The organism is Streptomyces sp. NPDC093065 (genome assembly GCF_044754585.1).
In the GTDB taxonomy this organism is placed as follows: Bacteria; Actinomycetota; Actinomycetes; order Streptomycetales; family Streptomycetaceae; genus Streptomyces.
Genome location: NZ_JBIVPJ010000001.1, coordinates 162,755 through 176,604, shown reverse-complemented (window position 1 = coordinate 176,604; position 13,850 = coordinate 162,755). Strand labels below are relative to the sequence as shown.

The following is a 13,850-nucleotide window of genomic DNA, read 5'->3' as shown; positions in this document are numbered from 1 at the left end:
GGGCCTCACTTCCCTCACGGGAAGCGGGTCCGCCTTTCGCGTGTTACCCAAGAGACATTCCCGCAGTAGGCAGTAACTGGAGGCACATCCCATGACCACCTTCGTGGACCGCGTCGAACTGCACGTCGCCGCGGGTAACGGAGGCCACGGCTGTGCCTCCGTCCACCGTGAGAAGTTCAAGCCGCTCGGCGGCCCGGACGGCGGCAACGGCGGCCGCGGCGGCGACGTGATCCTCACCGTGGACCAGTCGGTGACCACGCTCCTCGACTACCACCACTCCCCGCACCGCAAGGCCACCAACGGCAAGCCCGGCGAGGGCGGCAACCGCTCCGGCAAGGACGGCCAGGACCTCGTCCTGCCCGTGCCCGACGGCACCGTCGTCCTCGACAAGGCGGGCAACGTGCTGGCCGACCTCGTCGGTCACGGCACCTCGTACGTCGCCGCGCAGGGCGGCCGGGGCGGCCTCGGCAACGCGGCGCTGGCCTCCGCGCGCCGCAAGGCGCCCGGTTTCGCGCTGCTGGGCGAGCCCGGTGACTTCCAGGACATCCACCTGGAGCTGAAGACCGTCGCCGACGTGGCGCTGGTCGGCTACCCGAGTGCCGGCAAGTCCTCGCTGATCTCCGTGCTGAGCGCGGCCAAGCCGAAGATCGCCGACTACCCCTTCACGACGCTCGTCCCCAACCTGGGCGTGGTGACCGCCGGTTCCACCGTCTACACCGTGGCGGACGTCCCCGGTCTCATCCCGGGCGCCAGCCAGGGCAAGGGCCTCGGCCTGGAGTTCCTGCGGCACGTGGAGCGGTGCAGCGTGCTGGTGCACGTGCTGGACACGGCGACGCTGGAGTCCGAGCGCGACCCGCTCTCCGACCTGGACGTCATCGAGGCCGAGCTGCGCGAGTACGGCGGCCTGGACAACCGGCCCCGGATCGTCGTCCTCAACAAGATCGACGTGCCCGACGGCAAGGACCTCGCCGAGATGGTCCGCCCGGACCTGGAGGCGCGCGGCTACCGGGTCTTCGAGGTGTCGGCCGTGGCGCACATGGGTCTCAAGGAGCTGTCCTTCGCGCTGGCCGAGCTGGTCGCCAAGGCGCGTGCCGCCCGCCCGAAGGAGGAGGCGACGCGCATCGTCATCCGGCCCAAGGCCGTGGACGACGCCGGCTTCACCGTCACCCGCGAGGAGGACGGCCTGTTCCGGGTGCGTGGCGAGAAGCCCGAACGCTGGGTGCGTCAGACCGACTTCAACAACGACGAGGCCGTCGGCTACCTCGCCGACCGGCTCAACCGCCTCGGTGTCGAGGAGCGGTTGGTGAAGGCCGGCGCCCGCGGCGGCGACGGTGTCGCCATCGGCCCCGAGGACAACGCGGTCGTCTTCGACTGGGAGCCGTCGATGTCGGCCGGTGCCGAGATGCTCGGCCGCCGCGGTGAGGACCACCGCTTCGAGGAACCCCGCCCCGCCGCGCAGCGCCGCCGGGACCGCGAGGCCGAACGGGACGAGGCCCAGCAGGAGTTCGACGGCTTCGAGCCGTTCTGACGTCCCTTCGACAGCGCGGCGCGGCCGCCTCCGGGACGGACCGGTGGCGCCGCGCACGGCCGCCCGTGGAACCGCAACCCCGCGGGCGGCATCTTGCTGTGCACAGGGTTGCACAGACGTGTCGGGGGCGTGACCCGTCGTCGAGCGGCTGTGTGTACTTTGTGAGGAGGATGTGGCCACATGTGCGTGGCCAGGGGTGGGGGTTCGGCCTGACCAGCCGTTCCCGGGAGCAGAGAGAAGCCGCAAAGTGAAGATCGCATTCCTCGTTCGGGATCTGTGCCACATGGGGGGCGTGGTCAGCGCCACGCAGAACCTCGCCGGGGCCCTGGCCGAGTGCCACGACGTCGAGATCGTGGCGCTGCGCAAGGTGCGCGACGAGTCGTACTTCCCGCTCGACCCGCGGGTCGGGGTCCGGGCGCTCACCGACATGCGGCCGCACTCCCCGGTGTCCGACGTGGACGACCCGCTGTCCGACAAGTTCCCGCTGATCTACCCGCTCAACGCCGGTGCCAAGACGCCGGTGGTGAGCCGGCTCGCGGAGCTGCGGCTGCTGGAGTACCTCGACACGACCGACGCCGACGTCGTCGTCAGCTCCAGCCCGCGCAACACGATCATGCTGGCGCAGGCGCCCGGTGACTACCTGAAGGTCACCCAGGAACACTCGATGCCCGCCATCTACGCCACGGACATCAAGCAGCGCCTCTTCCCCGCCTACCGCCACCTGGACGCCCTCACCGCGCTCACCCCGGAGGAGGTCGCCGCGCTCGCCCGGCAGGTGCCCGCGGTGCGCAACCGCCTGGCGGTGATGCCCAACTGCGTGCCGGCCTCCACGATCCGCTCCAGCGGCACCAACAAGGTGATCGTCTCCGCCGGTCACCTGACCGACAACAAGAACCACGCCCTGCTGATCGAGGCCTTCGCCGAGGTCCACGCCGAGGCACCGGAGTGGACCCTGCGCATCTACGGCCACGGCGCCGAGAAGAAGAAGCTGCGGGCCCGCATCGAGGAACTGGGGCTGTCCAACAGCATCCTGCTGATGGGCCAGACCTCGCCCGTCACCCCGGAGTTCGGCAAGGCCTCGATCTTCGTCCTGCCCTCCAAGCGGGAGGCGTTCGGCAACGTCCTCGTCGAGGCGATGGCCGCCGGACTGCCCGTCGTCGCCACGGACGCCGACCACGGCCCGCGCAACGTCCTCAGCGACGGCGAGGACGGGCTGATCGTCCCGCGCGGCGACGTGGAGGCGATGGCCGGGGCGATCCGGCGACTGGTCCAGGACGACGAACTGCGCCTGAAGATGGCCGCCGCCGGCATCCGCAACGCCGAGCGCTTCCACGAGCGGGCCAGCCGCGAGCGCTTCGAGGCCATCATCGAGGAGGCCCTCGCCCGCAAGGAGCTGCCCCGCCACGCCACGGCCCGGGTGGACCGGGAAGGCTCGGTCCACGTCGCCGTGGGAGCGCTGCCGCCGAGTGCCGGACGGGCCGACCTCGTCCTGCGCAAGGGCGCCGCCGGCGCCGCGGAGCACCGCTTCCCGTTCTCCGCCGGGGGCGAGGCCGTCGTGCCCTGGGACGCCGGACTGCCGCACGGCACCTGGGAGCTGGCGCTGGCCACCCGCGAGGGCGAGCGCGAGGTGGCGCTGACCACCGACGGCTACGGCTGCGACACCCGGGACCTGCTCGCCGTGGAGCTGCCGCGCACGCAGGGGCCGGCCCTGGCGCTGATGCTGCCGCACCCGCACGAGGACGGCGGACTGCGGCTGCGCAGCGCCCTGCGCGAGGTGCACGCCGAGGTCGGCCCGGTCGGGGTCGACGAGCGGACCATCGCCGTACGCGCCGAGCTGTGGGGCGCGCGGCCCGCCGCGGGAGCCGTCGTGGAGGCCGTGCACCGGCGGGACAAGGAGCGGGTGCTGACCTTCCCGCTGCGCGACGAGGGCGACGGCTGGGTGGCCGCGGACCTCGACTGCGCCGCCCTGGTGCGGAAGCACACCGACGACGACGAGCAGGAGGTCATCTGGGACCTGTCGCTGCGCACGGCGGCCGACGCGCCCCGGGTGCCGCTGGCCAAGCTGGCGACCGACGTCCTCGCGCCGATCAACGTGTTCACCTTCCCCCGCCCGGTGCTCAGCGAGGCCGTGGCGGCGCCGCCCACCGCGCTGACCCGTGCGGTGCGCAAGTCCCGCCGGGCGCTGGGCCGGACGCCCGCCCCGCTGCCGCCCGCCCGCCGGCGCACCGAGCTGCGGCCCTACTTCACGGCCGCGTGCCAGCTCTCGGTCAAGACCGTGCGGCTCTGACCCGGCCGAAGGCGAAAGGGGCGGGGCCCGGAGGATCACCGTCCTCCGGGCCCCGCCCCTTTCGCCTTCGCGGCAGCGGGTCAGCCCTCCCGGGCCTGCTCGATCATCCGGTCGACGACCCGCGCGGACGCGTTGCCGTCGTCCAGGTCGCAGAAGAGGTGGTGGAAGCGGTCGAACCGCTCCTGGTACTTCTCCCGCACCCGGTCGATGTCCCGGATCGCGTCGACCAGCTCCTTGGAGTTGTCGATCAGCGGGCCGGGGGAGTCCTGCTCGAAGTCGAAGTAGAACCCGCGCAGCGTGTCCCGGTAGTGCTCCAGGTCGTACGTGAAGAACAGCATCGGCCGCTTCAGGTGCGCGTAGTCGAACATCACCGACGAGTAGTCCGTGATCATGATGTCCGCGGCGAGGTACAGGTCGGCGATGTCCGGGTACTCCGAGGCGTCCCACACGAAGCCGTTGCCCGCGCCCGGGACCGCGTCCACCACGTTGGAGTGGCGGCGGATCAGCAGCACGTGGTCGTCGCCGAGGCGGCGCTGGGCGTCCTCGAGGTCGATGCGCAGGTCGAACAGGTACTGCCCGGCGCTGTGCGACTGGTCGTCGCGCCAGGTCGGCGCGTACAGGACGATCTTCTTGCCCTCGGGCAGGCCGAGCGCCTGCTTCACCCGCGCCGCGATCGCGTCCCGGTCGGGGGAGTACAGGTAGTCGTTGCGGGGGTAGCCCGCCTCCTGGATCTCGCCGTCGTAGGAGAACGCCCGCTTCAGGATCGGCGTGCTGAAGCGGTTGGAGGACACCAGCAGGCTCCACTGCTTGGCCTCCAGCGCCAGCTTCTCCTGATAGCGCCGGTCGAAGTGCAGCGTGTCGATGTCGTGCCCGATCTTCTTCAGCATCGTGCCGTGCCAGGTCTGCACGATCGACTGGCCCGGGCGGCGCACGATCCAGTCGGGAAGGTGGCCGTTGGTGACGATGTAGCGGCTGGAGGCCAGCGCCTCGTACCACTCCTTGCCCCACATGCGGACCTTCTCGACCCCGTCGGGCAGGTTGACCTGGCCGTCGCGGACCGCCCACAGGTGCTTCAGGTCCGAGCCGCGCCGCACCAGCTCCTCGTACATCGCGCGCGGGCTGTCCGAGAACTGCTTGCCGTTGTAGCTCAGGTAGAAGACCTGGTCCCTGAGCGGCTGCTGGGACAGCGACTCGTACACCGTCCGGCGCAGCTCCTTCTGACGGTACGGACCGCGCTCCAGGTCGCTCAGCTCGGAACGGGCGTTCAGCTGCGGGAAGTCGCCCCAGCGGTTCTCCAGCCAGTAGCGGCGGCCACCGAGTTCGGCCTGGACCGGGAACGAGTCCGCGGCCAGCCGGTCGGTCACGAAGGGGACGTCGGGCACACCCTCCTCGTCGGGCCGCAGGAAGAGGTTCCAGCGGCCGGCACGCAGCGGGACGTCGCCCGCGCCGCCGAGGCGGGAGGGATCGAAGGACACCTCGAAGCGTCCGCCGTCGAGCCACCGGGTCTCGGCGAAGCGCTCCTCGTAGCGGTTGCGCGGCTTGAGCAGGAAGCGGGAGCCGGACAGCCGCGGGTCGGCGTGGCCGGTGAGGGTGATCCGGCCGTCGCGCACCGTGGCGGTGTCGATCACGGCGCGGCGGGTACGGCCGGAGAACTTCAGGAACCCGGTGTGGCCCGCCACCGCGGCCAGCTCCACCAGGTGCGACTGGGTGCCGAGAGAGGTGGGCAGCGCGAACTCCGCGTCGGCCAGGCCCTCCTGCATCACGGTGCCGAAGCGCCGCTCCTTGCCCCGGGCGTCGGTGGCGACCAGCACCGTGGACCAGGTCCGCTTCTCCGGCTGCGCCTTCTCGTCGACGCCCTCGTGGAAGATCAGCGCCACGTCGGCGACCGGCACCTCGACCGAGAAGGTCTGTCCGGCGCCCGCGCGGTCCACGATGACGGGGTAGTCGAGGGTCTCGGCGCCCTTCTGGTTCTTGACCCGCAGGACCACCTGCTCGTCCGCCGCGAGGGGCTCGCGGATCTCACCGGTGACCTTGATCCGGTCGCCCTCCAGGGTGCGGCCGGTGATCAGGGCGCGGACCTTCTCGATCCGCAGCTTCAGCGCCCCGCGCTCCACGGCGGGCAGCATCCGGAAGTCCGGGCTCAGCCAGTGGTACGGCGGGAAGTTGCAGGCCGCGCCGCCGCTGGAGTGGACCGCGTGGCGCCGCACCAGGCCGGAGGCGAAGATGCCGAGGCCCACGTGCCACACGGCCTCCTGCCACTCGCCGCCCTTGCGGAGCCTGGTGGGGTCGATGGTGACCTCCCAGCCCGCCCACTCGTAGTTGTAGCGGTCCTGGCCGGAGTCGGTGGTGACCGCGGGGCGCGGCAGGTTGCGGGCCGGCAGCAGGATGCGGCGGCGGGAGCTGTCCTTGCGCAGCTGGAGCACCTTGACCGAGGACTTGCGCGTCGGCAGGTCGATCTTGTCGATCCAGGCGTTGCCGGACAGCACGAGCTTGCCGCCGGACCAGCTCACCTCCTGCAGCGGGGCGCGCACGTTCAGGTGCTGGTCGATGCGGAGCGCGCCCTTGGGCAGGTGCAGGTCCGCGCCCTCCAGGGAGGGGAAGGAGGCGTACTTGCGTACCAGGCCGCTGACCTCGGGCGTCTCCCGGCGGCGCTGGCCGGCCAGCAGGGCGATCAGCTCGTCCAGCTGGTGCTTGCGCACCAGCAGCCACTGCACGCGCAGCTCGGCCGGGAGGTCCATGACGACCTTGGGGTCGATGCTGTCGAGGAAGCGGTTGGCCGAACGCAGGAACTCGGTCCGGTACTCCTCGTCGCCGTCCGGCACCACGTTGAGGAAGAGCCGCAGGTCGTCGCGGAGGACCCGGGTGTCGTACTCGCGCTTGAGGCGGGCGTAGGTCTCGCCGGACTGTTCGGCGAGGAAGGCGCTGATCTCCATCACGGAGGTGACCCGGTCGCGCACGCCCGCCGGGTCGGTGCGGCGCTGGGTGATCGACGGGGCGGACTCGCCCTCGCGCAGCCGCCAGTAGTAGCAGGGCTCCGAGATGACGTCGACGCTCTCGGCCAGGTAGTGGGCCCGCATGGTGACCGGGGTGTCCTCGTACAGCCGGCCCTCGGGGAAGGCGAAGCCGTTCTTCTCCCAGAAGGTGCGGCGGAAGACCTTGTTGCACGCGATGCGGTCGGCGACGAGCTTGGCGTACCGGGATATGTGGGTGCGCAGCCGGGCCTCACCGGCCAGCATCCGCATCAGCGGCACCTGCCAGGACTTCTCGCCCCTGAGGTGGTAGACGTTGCCGGTCGCGAAGTCCGAGCCGCTCTCGTCGAGGCTGCCGACCATGAGCCGGTAGGCGTCCGGCGGGATCAGGTCGTCGCTGTCGACGAAGGTCAGGAACTCCGACTCGGGCGCCAGGTGGGCCATGCCCGTGTTGCGGGCGGCGCCGAGGCCGCCGTTCTCCTTGCGTATGAGCTTGAAGCGCGGGTCGCGGGAGGCGTACTCCTCGGCGATGGCGGCGGAGCCGTCGGGTGAACCGTCGTCCACCATCAGGACCTCGAAGTCACGGAAGGTCTGTGCCGCGAGCGAGTCCAGACAGGCGGGGAGGTAACGCTCCACGTCGTAGATGGGGACGATGACACTGAGCCGAGGGGCCATGGCTTGGTGGGTCTCCTTTCGGGGTCAGGCCCGCTCGACCAGTTCGAGCGCCTGGGCGGGGGTCGGGGCGTGGTGGCGTTCGTCGAACGGGACGACGGGCGGCAGGCTCTCTTCACCGAGGAAGACGCGTCGCACGACCCGTTCGGCTGCGTGTCCGTCGTCGAATTCACAGAAACGCCGGCGGAAGGTGTCCCGGCGCTTCGCCGTCTCCGGGCTGTCGTACGCGCCGGAGGCGAGCAGCGCCAGCAGCTCCGCCTGCGTCGTGGCCACCGCGCCGGGCGGCTCCTGGAGCAGGTCGAAGTACGTGCCGCGCACCGCGGAGTAGACGTCCCAGTCGGGGACGTAGCTGATGATCGGGCGGTCCAGTACGGCGTAGTCGAACATCGCCGAGGAGTAGTCCGTGATCAGGGCGTCGGCCGCGAGGTACAGCTCCTCCACCCGGGCGTGCCCGGAGACGTCGATGATCCGGCCGGTGCGGCGCAGCTCGTCGACGTGCGGGGAGTTGCCGTAGAAGTAGTGGCCGCGTACCAGCAGGGTCACGTCGGGCCCGAGTTCGCGCGCGAACACCGACAGGTTCAGGGGGGGAGTGAAGCCCGGCTGGTACTCGCGGTGCGTCGGCATGTACAGGAAGGCCTTGGTGCCGTCGGCCAGGCCGAGCCCGGCGCGGGCCGCGCGCACCTCCTCCGAGCCGGCGGTGACGAGCACGTCGTTGCGCGGGTAGCCGGTCTCCAGCGTGGTGTACGAGCAGGGGTAGACCCGCTCCCAGATCACGGTCGAGAACTGGTTGGCGCTGATGCTGTAGTCCCAGCGGTCGCAGCGCTCGAGGAGCTTCTCGAAGTCCATGTCGGTGGAGGCCGGGTACTTCTGCTGGTCCAGACCCATCGTCTTCAGCGGCGTGCCGTGGTGGGTCTGCACGTGGATCTGGCCCTCGCGCTTGACCACGGAGTCCGCGAAGTTCACGTTGTTCACGAGGTACTTGGCGCGGGCCACGGCCGACCAGTACTCGCGTGAGCCGACGCGGACGACCTTCACGCCCTTGGGCACCCCGCTCGCGTTCTCCGCGCGGACCGCCCAGACCCGGCGCATGTGCGGGGCCAGCCGGGCCAGTTCGGCGTCGATGGCGGCGGGGTTGCAGGAGACGCTTCGGTTCCAGTAGGCGGAGAACAGCACCAGGTTGTCGTCCAGCGGCAGTCTGAGCTGCGACTGGTAGAAGGCGCCCATCGCGCCGCGCTTGGACCGGTTGAGCGCGGTGCGGGTGCGGGTCCTGACCCGCTGGCGCAGCTTCACCGCCGCCAGGGCGCTGACCATGGTCGTGTAGGCGTCGCGCTCGAGCATGCCGTACTTGTGGCCGCGTCCGCCGCCCGGGCGGGTGAAGTCCTTCGGCACGCGGGCGCGGTAGTCGGCCGAGGCCCGGTGGAAGAACTCCGCGCGCGCGTCCTGCGGCAGCCGGCCGGGGCGCTCCAGAACGGTCAGGTAGTGGTCGACCATCTTGCGGAACAACGGGGCGCGCCACTTGGCGAGTTCCTCGTGCGCGTCGAGGTAGTCGAAGACCCGCTGGTACTGGTCGAAGACGTCGAAGTGCTTGCGGCTGACGGTCTTGAGGATGTTGCCGCCCTCGCGCCGCTGCCGGTAGTACACGCAGACCCGGTCGAGTACGGCGATCCGCTCGGTGCTGATCAGCGAGCAGAACGTCCAGGGGGCGTCCTCGTAGTAGCCGGGCGGGAAGGTGAGTCCGGTCCGGGTGACGAAGTCGCGCCGGTAGGCCTTGTTCCACACGATCTGGAGCAGGTCGAGCAGCTGGGGGCGCTCGGCGAGGGAGAAGGCGTCGGGGCCCTCCTCCTTCAGGACGTCGGCCCGCAGGTTGGGGCGGACGCGGCCGTCCCAGTAGGTACGCGCGTAGTCGAAGACCAGGATCTCGGGATCGCCCGTGGCCTCGATCCGGTCCCGAATGGCCGACAGCGCACCGTCCGACAACGTGTCGTCACTGTCCAGGAACAACACGTAATCGCCGCCGGCCTTTTCCAGTCCGGCGTTGCGCGCACGACCCAGGCCCACGTTTTCCGTGAGGTGAATCACATGAATCCGGTCGTCGCGTTTCGCGTACTCGTCGAGAATGGCCCCTGAACCGTCCGGCGAGCAGTCGTCGACCGCGATGATCTCGAAGTCCGTGCAGTCCTGCCCGAGTATGGAGTCAAGGCACTCGGGCAGATAGCCCTGCACCTTGTACACGGGAACAACGAGAGAGAGTTTGGGCATCCTTACAACCTGTTCCGAGAACTGACCACGGGACCGCGGGCTGGGACCGGAACGCGCTCCGGGCACTGCTCGGGCCTGGAGCGCGCCGCCGCATCAGCGTAAAGGATTCACGCGGAGTTTCCGCGGGCACGGTAGTCGGACACTCTGTGCCCCGCCACAGCGGGAAATGGCCGCACCGGCGGCCGGAATGGGCCGCGCCGAAGCAGCCGGAGAACTTCCTCACATTCGGCCCCGCTGTCCTCTTTACCGACTTGCGCCGCTTTCCGCCCCATGTGCCCGACTCGTTTTCCGCGGCCCGCGAACGGGTCCGCGCCCGGTGACGGAGCCCCGTGGGACGGCGGGACGAGCCGGCTGGTCACGGGCGGGGTCTGGGACGGCGGCACGCACGGCCGCGGGCCCGGCGAAGGCGAGGACGCGTAGGACGACTTGACCGCGACCCGTCCGCCGGCCGCACCGGCCGGGTGCCCGAGGCGGTGCCGCAGGCGGGCGGCGGCGGGCGGGACCGCCGCTCCGGAAGGCGTGATTCGTGACCATGCTGTGACAGGCGCGGTCCGCGCCGGGGCCGGAAGCGGGGCTCAGATGTGGCTGCGCGGGTCCGGGGCCGTGGAGGGGGCGGACGGCCGGGCGGGCTCGCGGCGCGGGCCGGGGAGCGGTCCGGCGGGCGGGAGGTCCGCGGCGAGCCGCTCCGCCATCCTGGCCCGGTGCTGAACCGCCGCCGCGCACAGGTCCCGTACCGCACCGGCGAAACGCTCCCGGGACGGCGGCTCGGCCGGACCCAGCAGACGCAGGGCCAACGCGGCGCGCTCCCCGGCGAGTTCGTCCAGCTCCGGACGACGCACCGATTCCAGGAGCGCGGGTACCCCGGACGCGTCCGGCGTCAGCACGGTCGCCGCGGCCACCGTCGGGAACGACTTGCGGAACACGTCCTCGGCCAGCGCGCCGGTGTTGGCGACCGCGTACGGCTTGCCGCTCGCCAGGAAGTCGCTGATCACGCTCGACACGTCGCTGATCAGCAGGTCGGCCCGGTCGAAGCAGGCGTAGAGCGGCGGCCGGGCGTCCGTGACGACCTGGTGCTCCCACTCGGGCAGCGACGCCCAGTACGCGTCCTGCCACGCGGCCTCCGCCCGCCGCACCGCCCCGGCCCGCCCGGACTCCGGATCCGGCTGCCGCAGCATCCGCTCCGCCTGGTCCGCCGCCGACCGGAATCCGGCCGTGGTGAGCCGGTCCAGCTCCGCCGTCCGCCGGGCCAGGGCGGTGCCCGCCGACGCGGGGGGCCGGGGTCCGCCCCGCTCCCGGTTCGCCGCCCGCACCAGCTCCCGGATGCGCAGATCGGCGGCGAGGGCCCGCGGGTCCACCGAGCCCGTCAGCGGATGCGGCTTGTACAGCAGCCGTACGCCCGGGTCCGCGAGCAGCGCCCGCACCAGGCTCTCTCCGGCCTCGACCACCGACGTGTTGCCGGGGTTGCCGTCCCAGCCCTCCCAGGTCGGCGCGTACAGCACGGTCGTGAACGCGCCCGGTGCGGGCGGCCCCGCGTACGGCCGCACGGCGTCCAGCTGCGGGCGGCCGATCTCCACCACGTCCTTGTCCTCGACGCCGACCTCCGCCAGCGCGTACCGCTCGCGCGCTGCGGGGCCCGCCACCCACACCTCGTCGTACGCCTTCGCGTACGGGTTGCACGAGGACAGCTTGTCGCTCTCCCCGTGGTTGACGAAGGCGTGCTTGATCGTCGGGATGCGCAGGACCTGGGAGGTCTTCCCCGAGTTGGACGGGTGGAGCAGGACGCGGAGCGTGGAGTGCTCCAGGCGCATCAGCGTGGACACCTTCGGCAGGCACACCACCGGGATGTCGGTCGCCGCGATCCGCTGCACCATGTGCCGCTCCCGCAGCACGATCACCGGCCGCCCTTCCAGCCCGGCCAGCGGCTCCAGCCACATGTTCGCCTGGTACGCCGAGGACGCTCCGCCCGAGAAGTACAGGCCGACGGTGGGCCGGTACCGCGTCAGCCAGGCGTCGAACCAGTCGAGCACCTCCTGCTCACCGGCGGGCCGGCGGCCCGGCAGCAGCCGCAGCAGCAGCGCGCCCAGGCCCGTCAGCGCCAGCGCCAGGGACAGCGCGAGCCCGGCCGCCCCGTACACCGGCGCGTCGGTCGCCGCCGTGGCCAGCAGCCCGGCCGTCGCGGGCAGCCCGAAGGCGGCCAGCCGGTGCCCGGGGCGGCGCAGCAGCGCCGGGGGCGCGGGGGTCAGCCGCAGCGCCGAGGCGTCGATGTTCCGGGTCACCACGGGCAGCGTGCGGGTGCGCCGGACCAGGACGGACACCGCCTGGATCGCCCAGTGCAGCGCGTAGAAGACGAGCAGCCCGGCGACGAGCGGGGCGTAGGCACCCTCGCGGTGCTGCTCGCCGAGGCGCAGCAGGCCCATCACGAGCAGCAGGTCGCGCAGTACGTGCCGGACGGTGACATCGGCGTGCGACTGGGCGAACAGCGACACCATGCCCAGCTGCCACCGGTACAGCGCCGCCTCGGCGGCCAGCGAGGCGGCGCTCGCCGCCAGCAGCAGCGGTACGTGCGGCAGCAGCGCGCCCACCGCCTGCGCGGCGAAGGCGGTCGCCAGCACGGCCAGGACCAGCAGCTTCACGGCGGTCCGTCGCCCGGGCAGGCCGAAGCGGGGGCCACCGGAGGGCCGGGCCGGGCGGGAGGGACGGCGGCGGGGCAGACGGGGCGGGGATAGGGGCACTGCGGTCGCTCCAGGCTCGTCGCGCATCGGACAACCGGGTTAACGCCGGGTGACCGCCCGACGACACGCGTGTGTTGACGCCGGGCCTCGACGGCCTCGGACCCGGCCGGTCGCGTGCCACTTGTCCGCAGCGTGAACTCTGGTGCGGCGGGTGTCCGCCTTCGCGTAGATTGCCTGGCGAGCGCAGGGATCGGCGCGTGTCGACGGGAGAGGCGGACGGGCCGTGGCAGGGGCAGGGCCGGGGACGAGGCAGGCCGTGGGCGAGGCCCGCAGGATCGTGGTCAAGGTCGGTTCCTCCTCGCTGACCACCGCCGAGGGCGGCCTGGACGCCGACCGGGTCGACGCGCTCGTCGACGTGCTGGCCAAGGTGTGCGGGACCGACAAGGAGATCGTCCTCGTCTCCTCGGGCGCCATCGCCGCGGGGCTCGCCCCGCTGGGCCTGCGCCGCCGCCCCAGGGACCTGGCCCGCCAGCAGGCCGCCGCCAGCGTCGGCCAGGGGCTGCTGGTGGCCCGCTACACCGCCTCCTTCGCCCGGTACGGCGTCCGCGTCGGCCAGGTGCTGCTGACCAGCGACGACATGAGCCGCCGCGCCCACCACCGCAATGCCTCCCGCACCCTGGACAAGCTGCTGGCCATGGGCGCCTTCCCGATCGTCAACGAGAACGACACCGTCGCCACCGACGAGATCCGCTTCGGCGACAACGACCGTCTCGCCGCCCTCGTCGCCCATCTGGTCCGCGCCGACCTGCTGGTGCTGCTGTCCGACGTGGACGGCGTGTACGACGGCGACCCGGGCAGGCCGGACACGTCGCGGATCGCCGAGGTGCGCGCACCGGCCGACCTCGCGGACATCGAGATCGGCAGCGCCGGCAGGGCGGGCGTGGGCACCGGCGGCATGGTCACCAAGGTCGAGGCGGCCCGCATCGCCGCCGCCGCCGGCATCCCCGTGGTGCTGACCAGCGCGGTCCACGCCGCCGACGCCCTGGCCGGCGGCGACACCGGCACCTACTTCCACGCCACCGGCAGACGCTCCGCCGACCGGCTGCTGTGGCTTCAGCACGCCTCCGCCCCGCGGGGGGCGCTCGTCCTCGACGAGGGCGCCGTACGGGCGGTCGTGGAGGGCCGCAAGTCGCTGCTGCCGGCCGGTATCGCGGGCCTCGAAGGGGACTTCGCCGCGGGCGACCCCGTCGAGCTGCGGGACGGCACCGGCCGCGCGGTGGCCCGGGGACTGGTCAACTTCGACGCCAGGGAGATGCCCCGGCTGATCGGCCGCTCGACCCGGGAACTGGCGCGCGAACTCGGACCCGCGTACGAACGTGAGGTCGTACACAGGGACGATCTGGTGATCCTGCACCCGTAATGGGTCGAAACGTCCCCGAATCGGTGGTGGACGTTCCGCAAAA

Annotated in this window: 6 protein-coding genes; 3 read left to right on the top strand and 3 right to left on the bottom strand. The window is 71.9% G+C overall.

Annotated elements, in window-relative coordinates:
* The first annotated feature begins 91 nt into the window (after positions 1 to 91).
* Both obgE and ACIQFU_RS00715 read left to right on the top strand, forming a co-directional pair.
* Entirely contained in the window at positions 92 to 1,528 is a 1,437-nt protein-coding gene (gene obgE / locus ACIQFU_RS00720) for a GTPase ObgE (protein WP_402547936.1), read from the top strand.
* A 247-nt stretch (positions 1,529 to 1,775) separates the two neighbouring features.
* Positions 1,776 to 3,815, top strand: coding sequence for a glycosyltransferase family 4 protein (locus ACIQFU_RS00715; protein WP_402547934.1), 2,040 nt, complete (start codon positions 1,776 to 1,778; stop codon positions 3,813 to 3,815).
* A gap of 80 nt (positions 3,816 to 3,895) precedes the next feature.
* On the opposite strand, the gene ACIQFU_RS00710 is transcribed toward ACIQFU_RS00715, so the two are convergent.
* The 3 genes from ACIQFU_RS00710 to ACIQFU_RS00700 all read right to left on the bottom strand — a co-directional run bounded on the left by ACIQFU_RS00710 (position 3,896) and on the right by ACIQFU_RS00700 (position 12,474).
* A complete protein-coding gene (locus tag ACIQFU_RS00710; protein ID WP_402547932.1) occupies positions 3,896 to 7,459 on the bottom strand; it encodes a CDP-glycerol glycerophosphotransferase family protein in 3,564 nt (1,187 codons plus the stop codon).
* Positions 7,460 to 7,483: 24 nt separating this feature from the next.
* Entirely contained in the window at positions 7,484 to 9,715 is a 2,232-nt protein-coding gene (locus tag ACIQFU_RS00705) for a CDP-glycerol glycerophosphotransferase family protein (protein ID WP_402547930.1), read from the bottom strand.
* A gap of 575 nt (positions 9,716 to 10,290) precedes the next feature.
* Positions 10,291 to 12,474: a hypothetical protein gene (locus ACIQFU_RS00700; RefSeq protein WP_402547928.1), complete on the bottom strand. Its 2,184-nt coding sequence runs from the start codon at positions 12,472 to 12,474 to the stop codon at positions 10,291 to 10,293.
* A 229-nt stretch (positions 12,475 to 12,703) separates the two neighbouring features.
* On the opposite strand from ACIQFU_RS00700, the gene proB reads away from it, so the two are divergent.
* Positions 12,704 to 13,807 (top strand): glutamate 5-kinase, encoded by a 1,104-nt coding sequence (proB, locus tag ACIQFU_RS00695; protein WP_402548468.1) that lies wholly within the window; start codon positions 12,704 to 12,706, stop codon positions 13,805 to 13,807.
* The last annotated feature ends 43 nt before the right edge of the window (positions 13,808 to 13,850 follow it).

What these genes read in the sequence shown, in the direction of transcription:
- obgE (WP_402547936.1), top strand. Translation starts at nt 92, where the DNA reads ATGACCACCTTCGTGGACCGCGTCGAACTGCACGTCGCCGCGGGTAAC.
- ACIQFU_RS00710 (WP_402547932.1), bottom strand. Translation starts at nt 7,459, where the DNA reads ATGGCCCCTCGGCTCAGTGTCATCGTCCCCATCTACGACGTGGAGCGT.
- ACIQFU_RS00700 (WP_402547928.1), bottom strand. Translation starts at nt 12,474, where the DNA reads ATGCGCGACGAGCCTGGAGCGACCGCAGTGCCCCTATCCCCGCCCCGT.
- ACIQFU_RS00705 (WP_402547930.1), bottom strand. Translation starts at nt 9,715, where the DNA reads ATGCCCAAACTCTCTCTCGTTGTTCCCGTGTACAAGGTGCAGGGCTAT.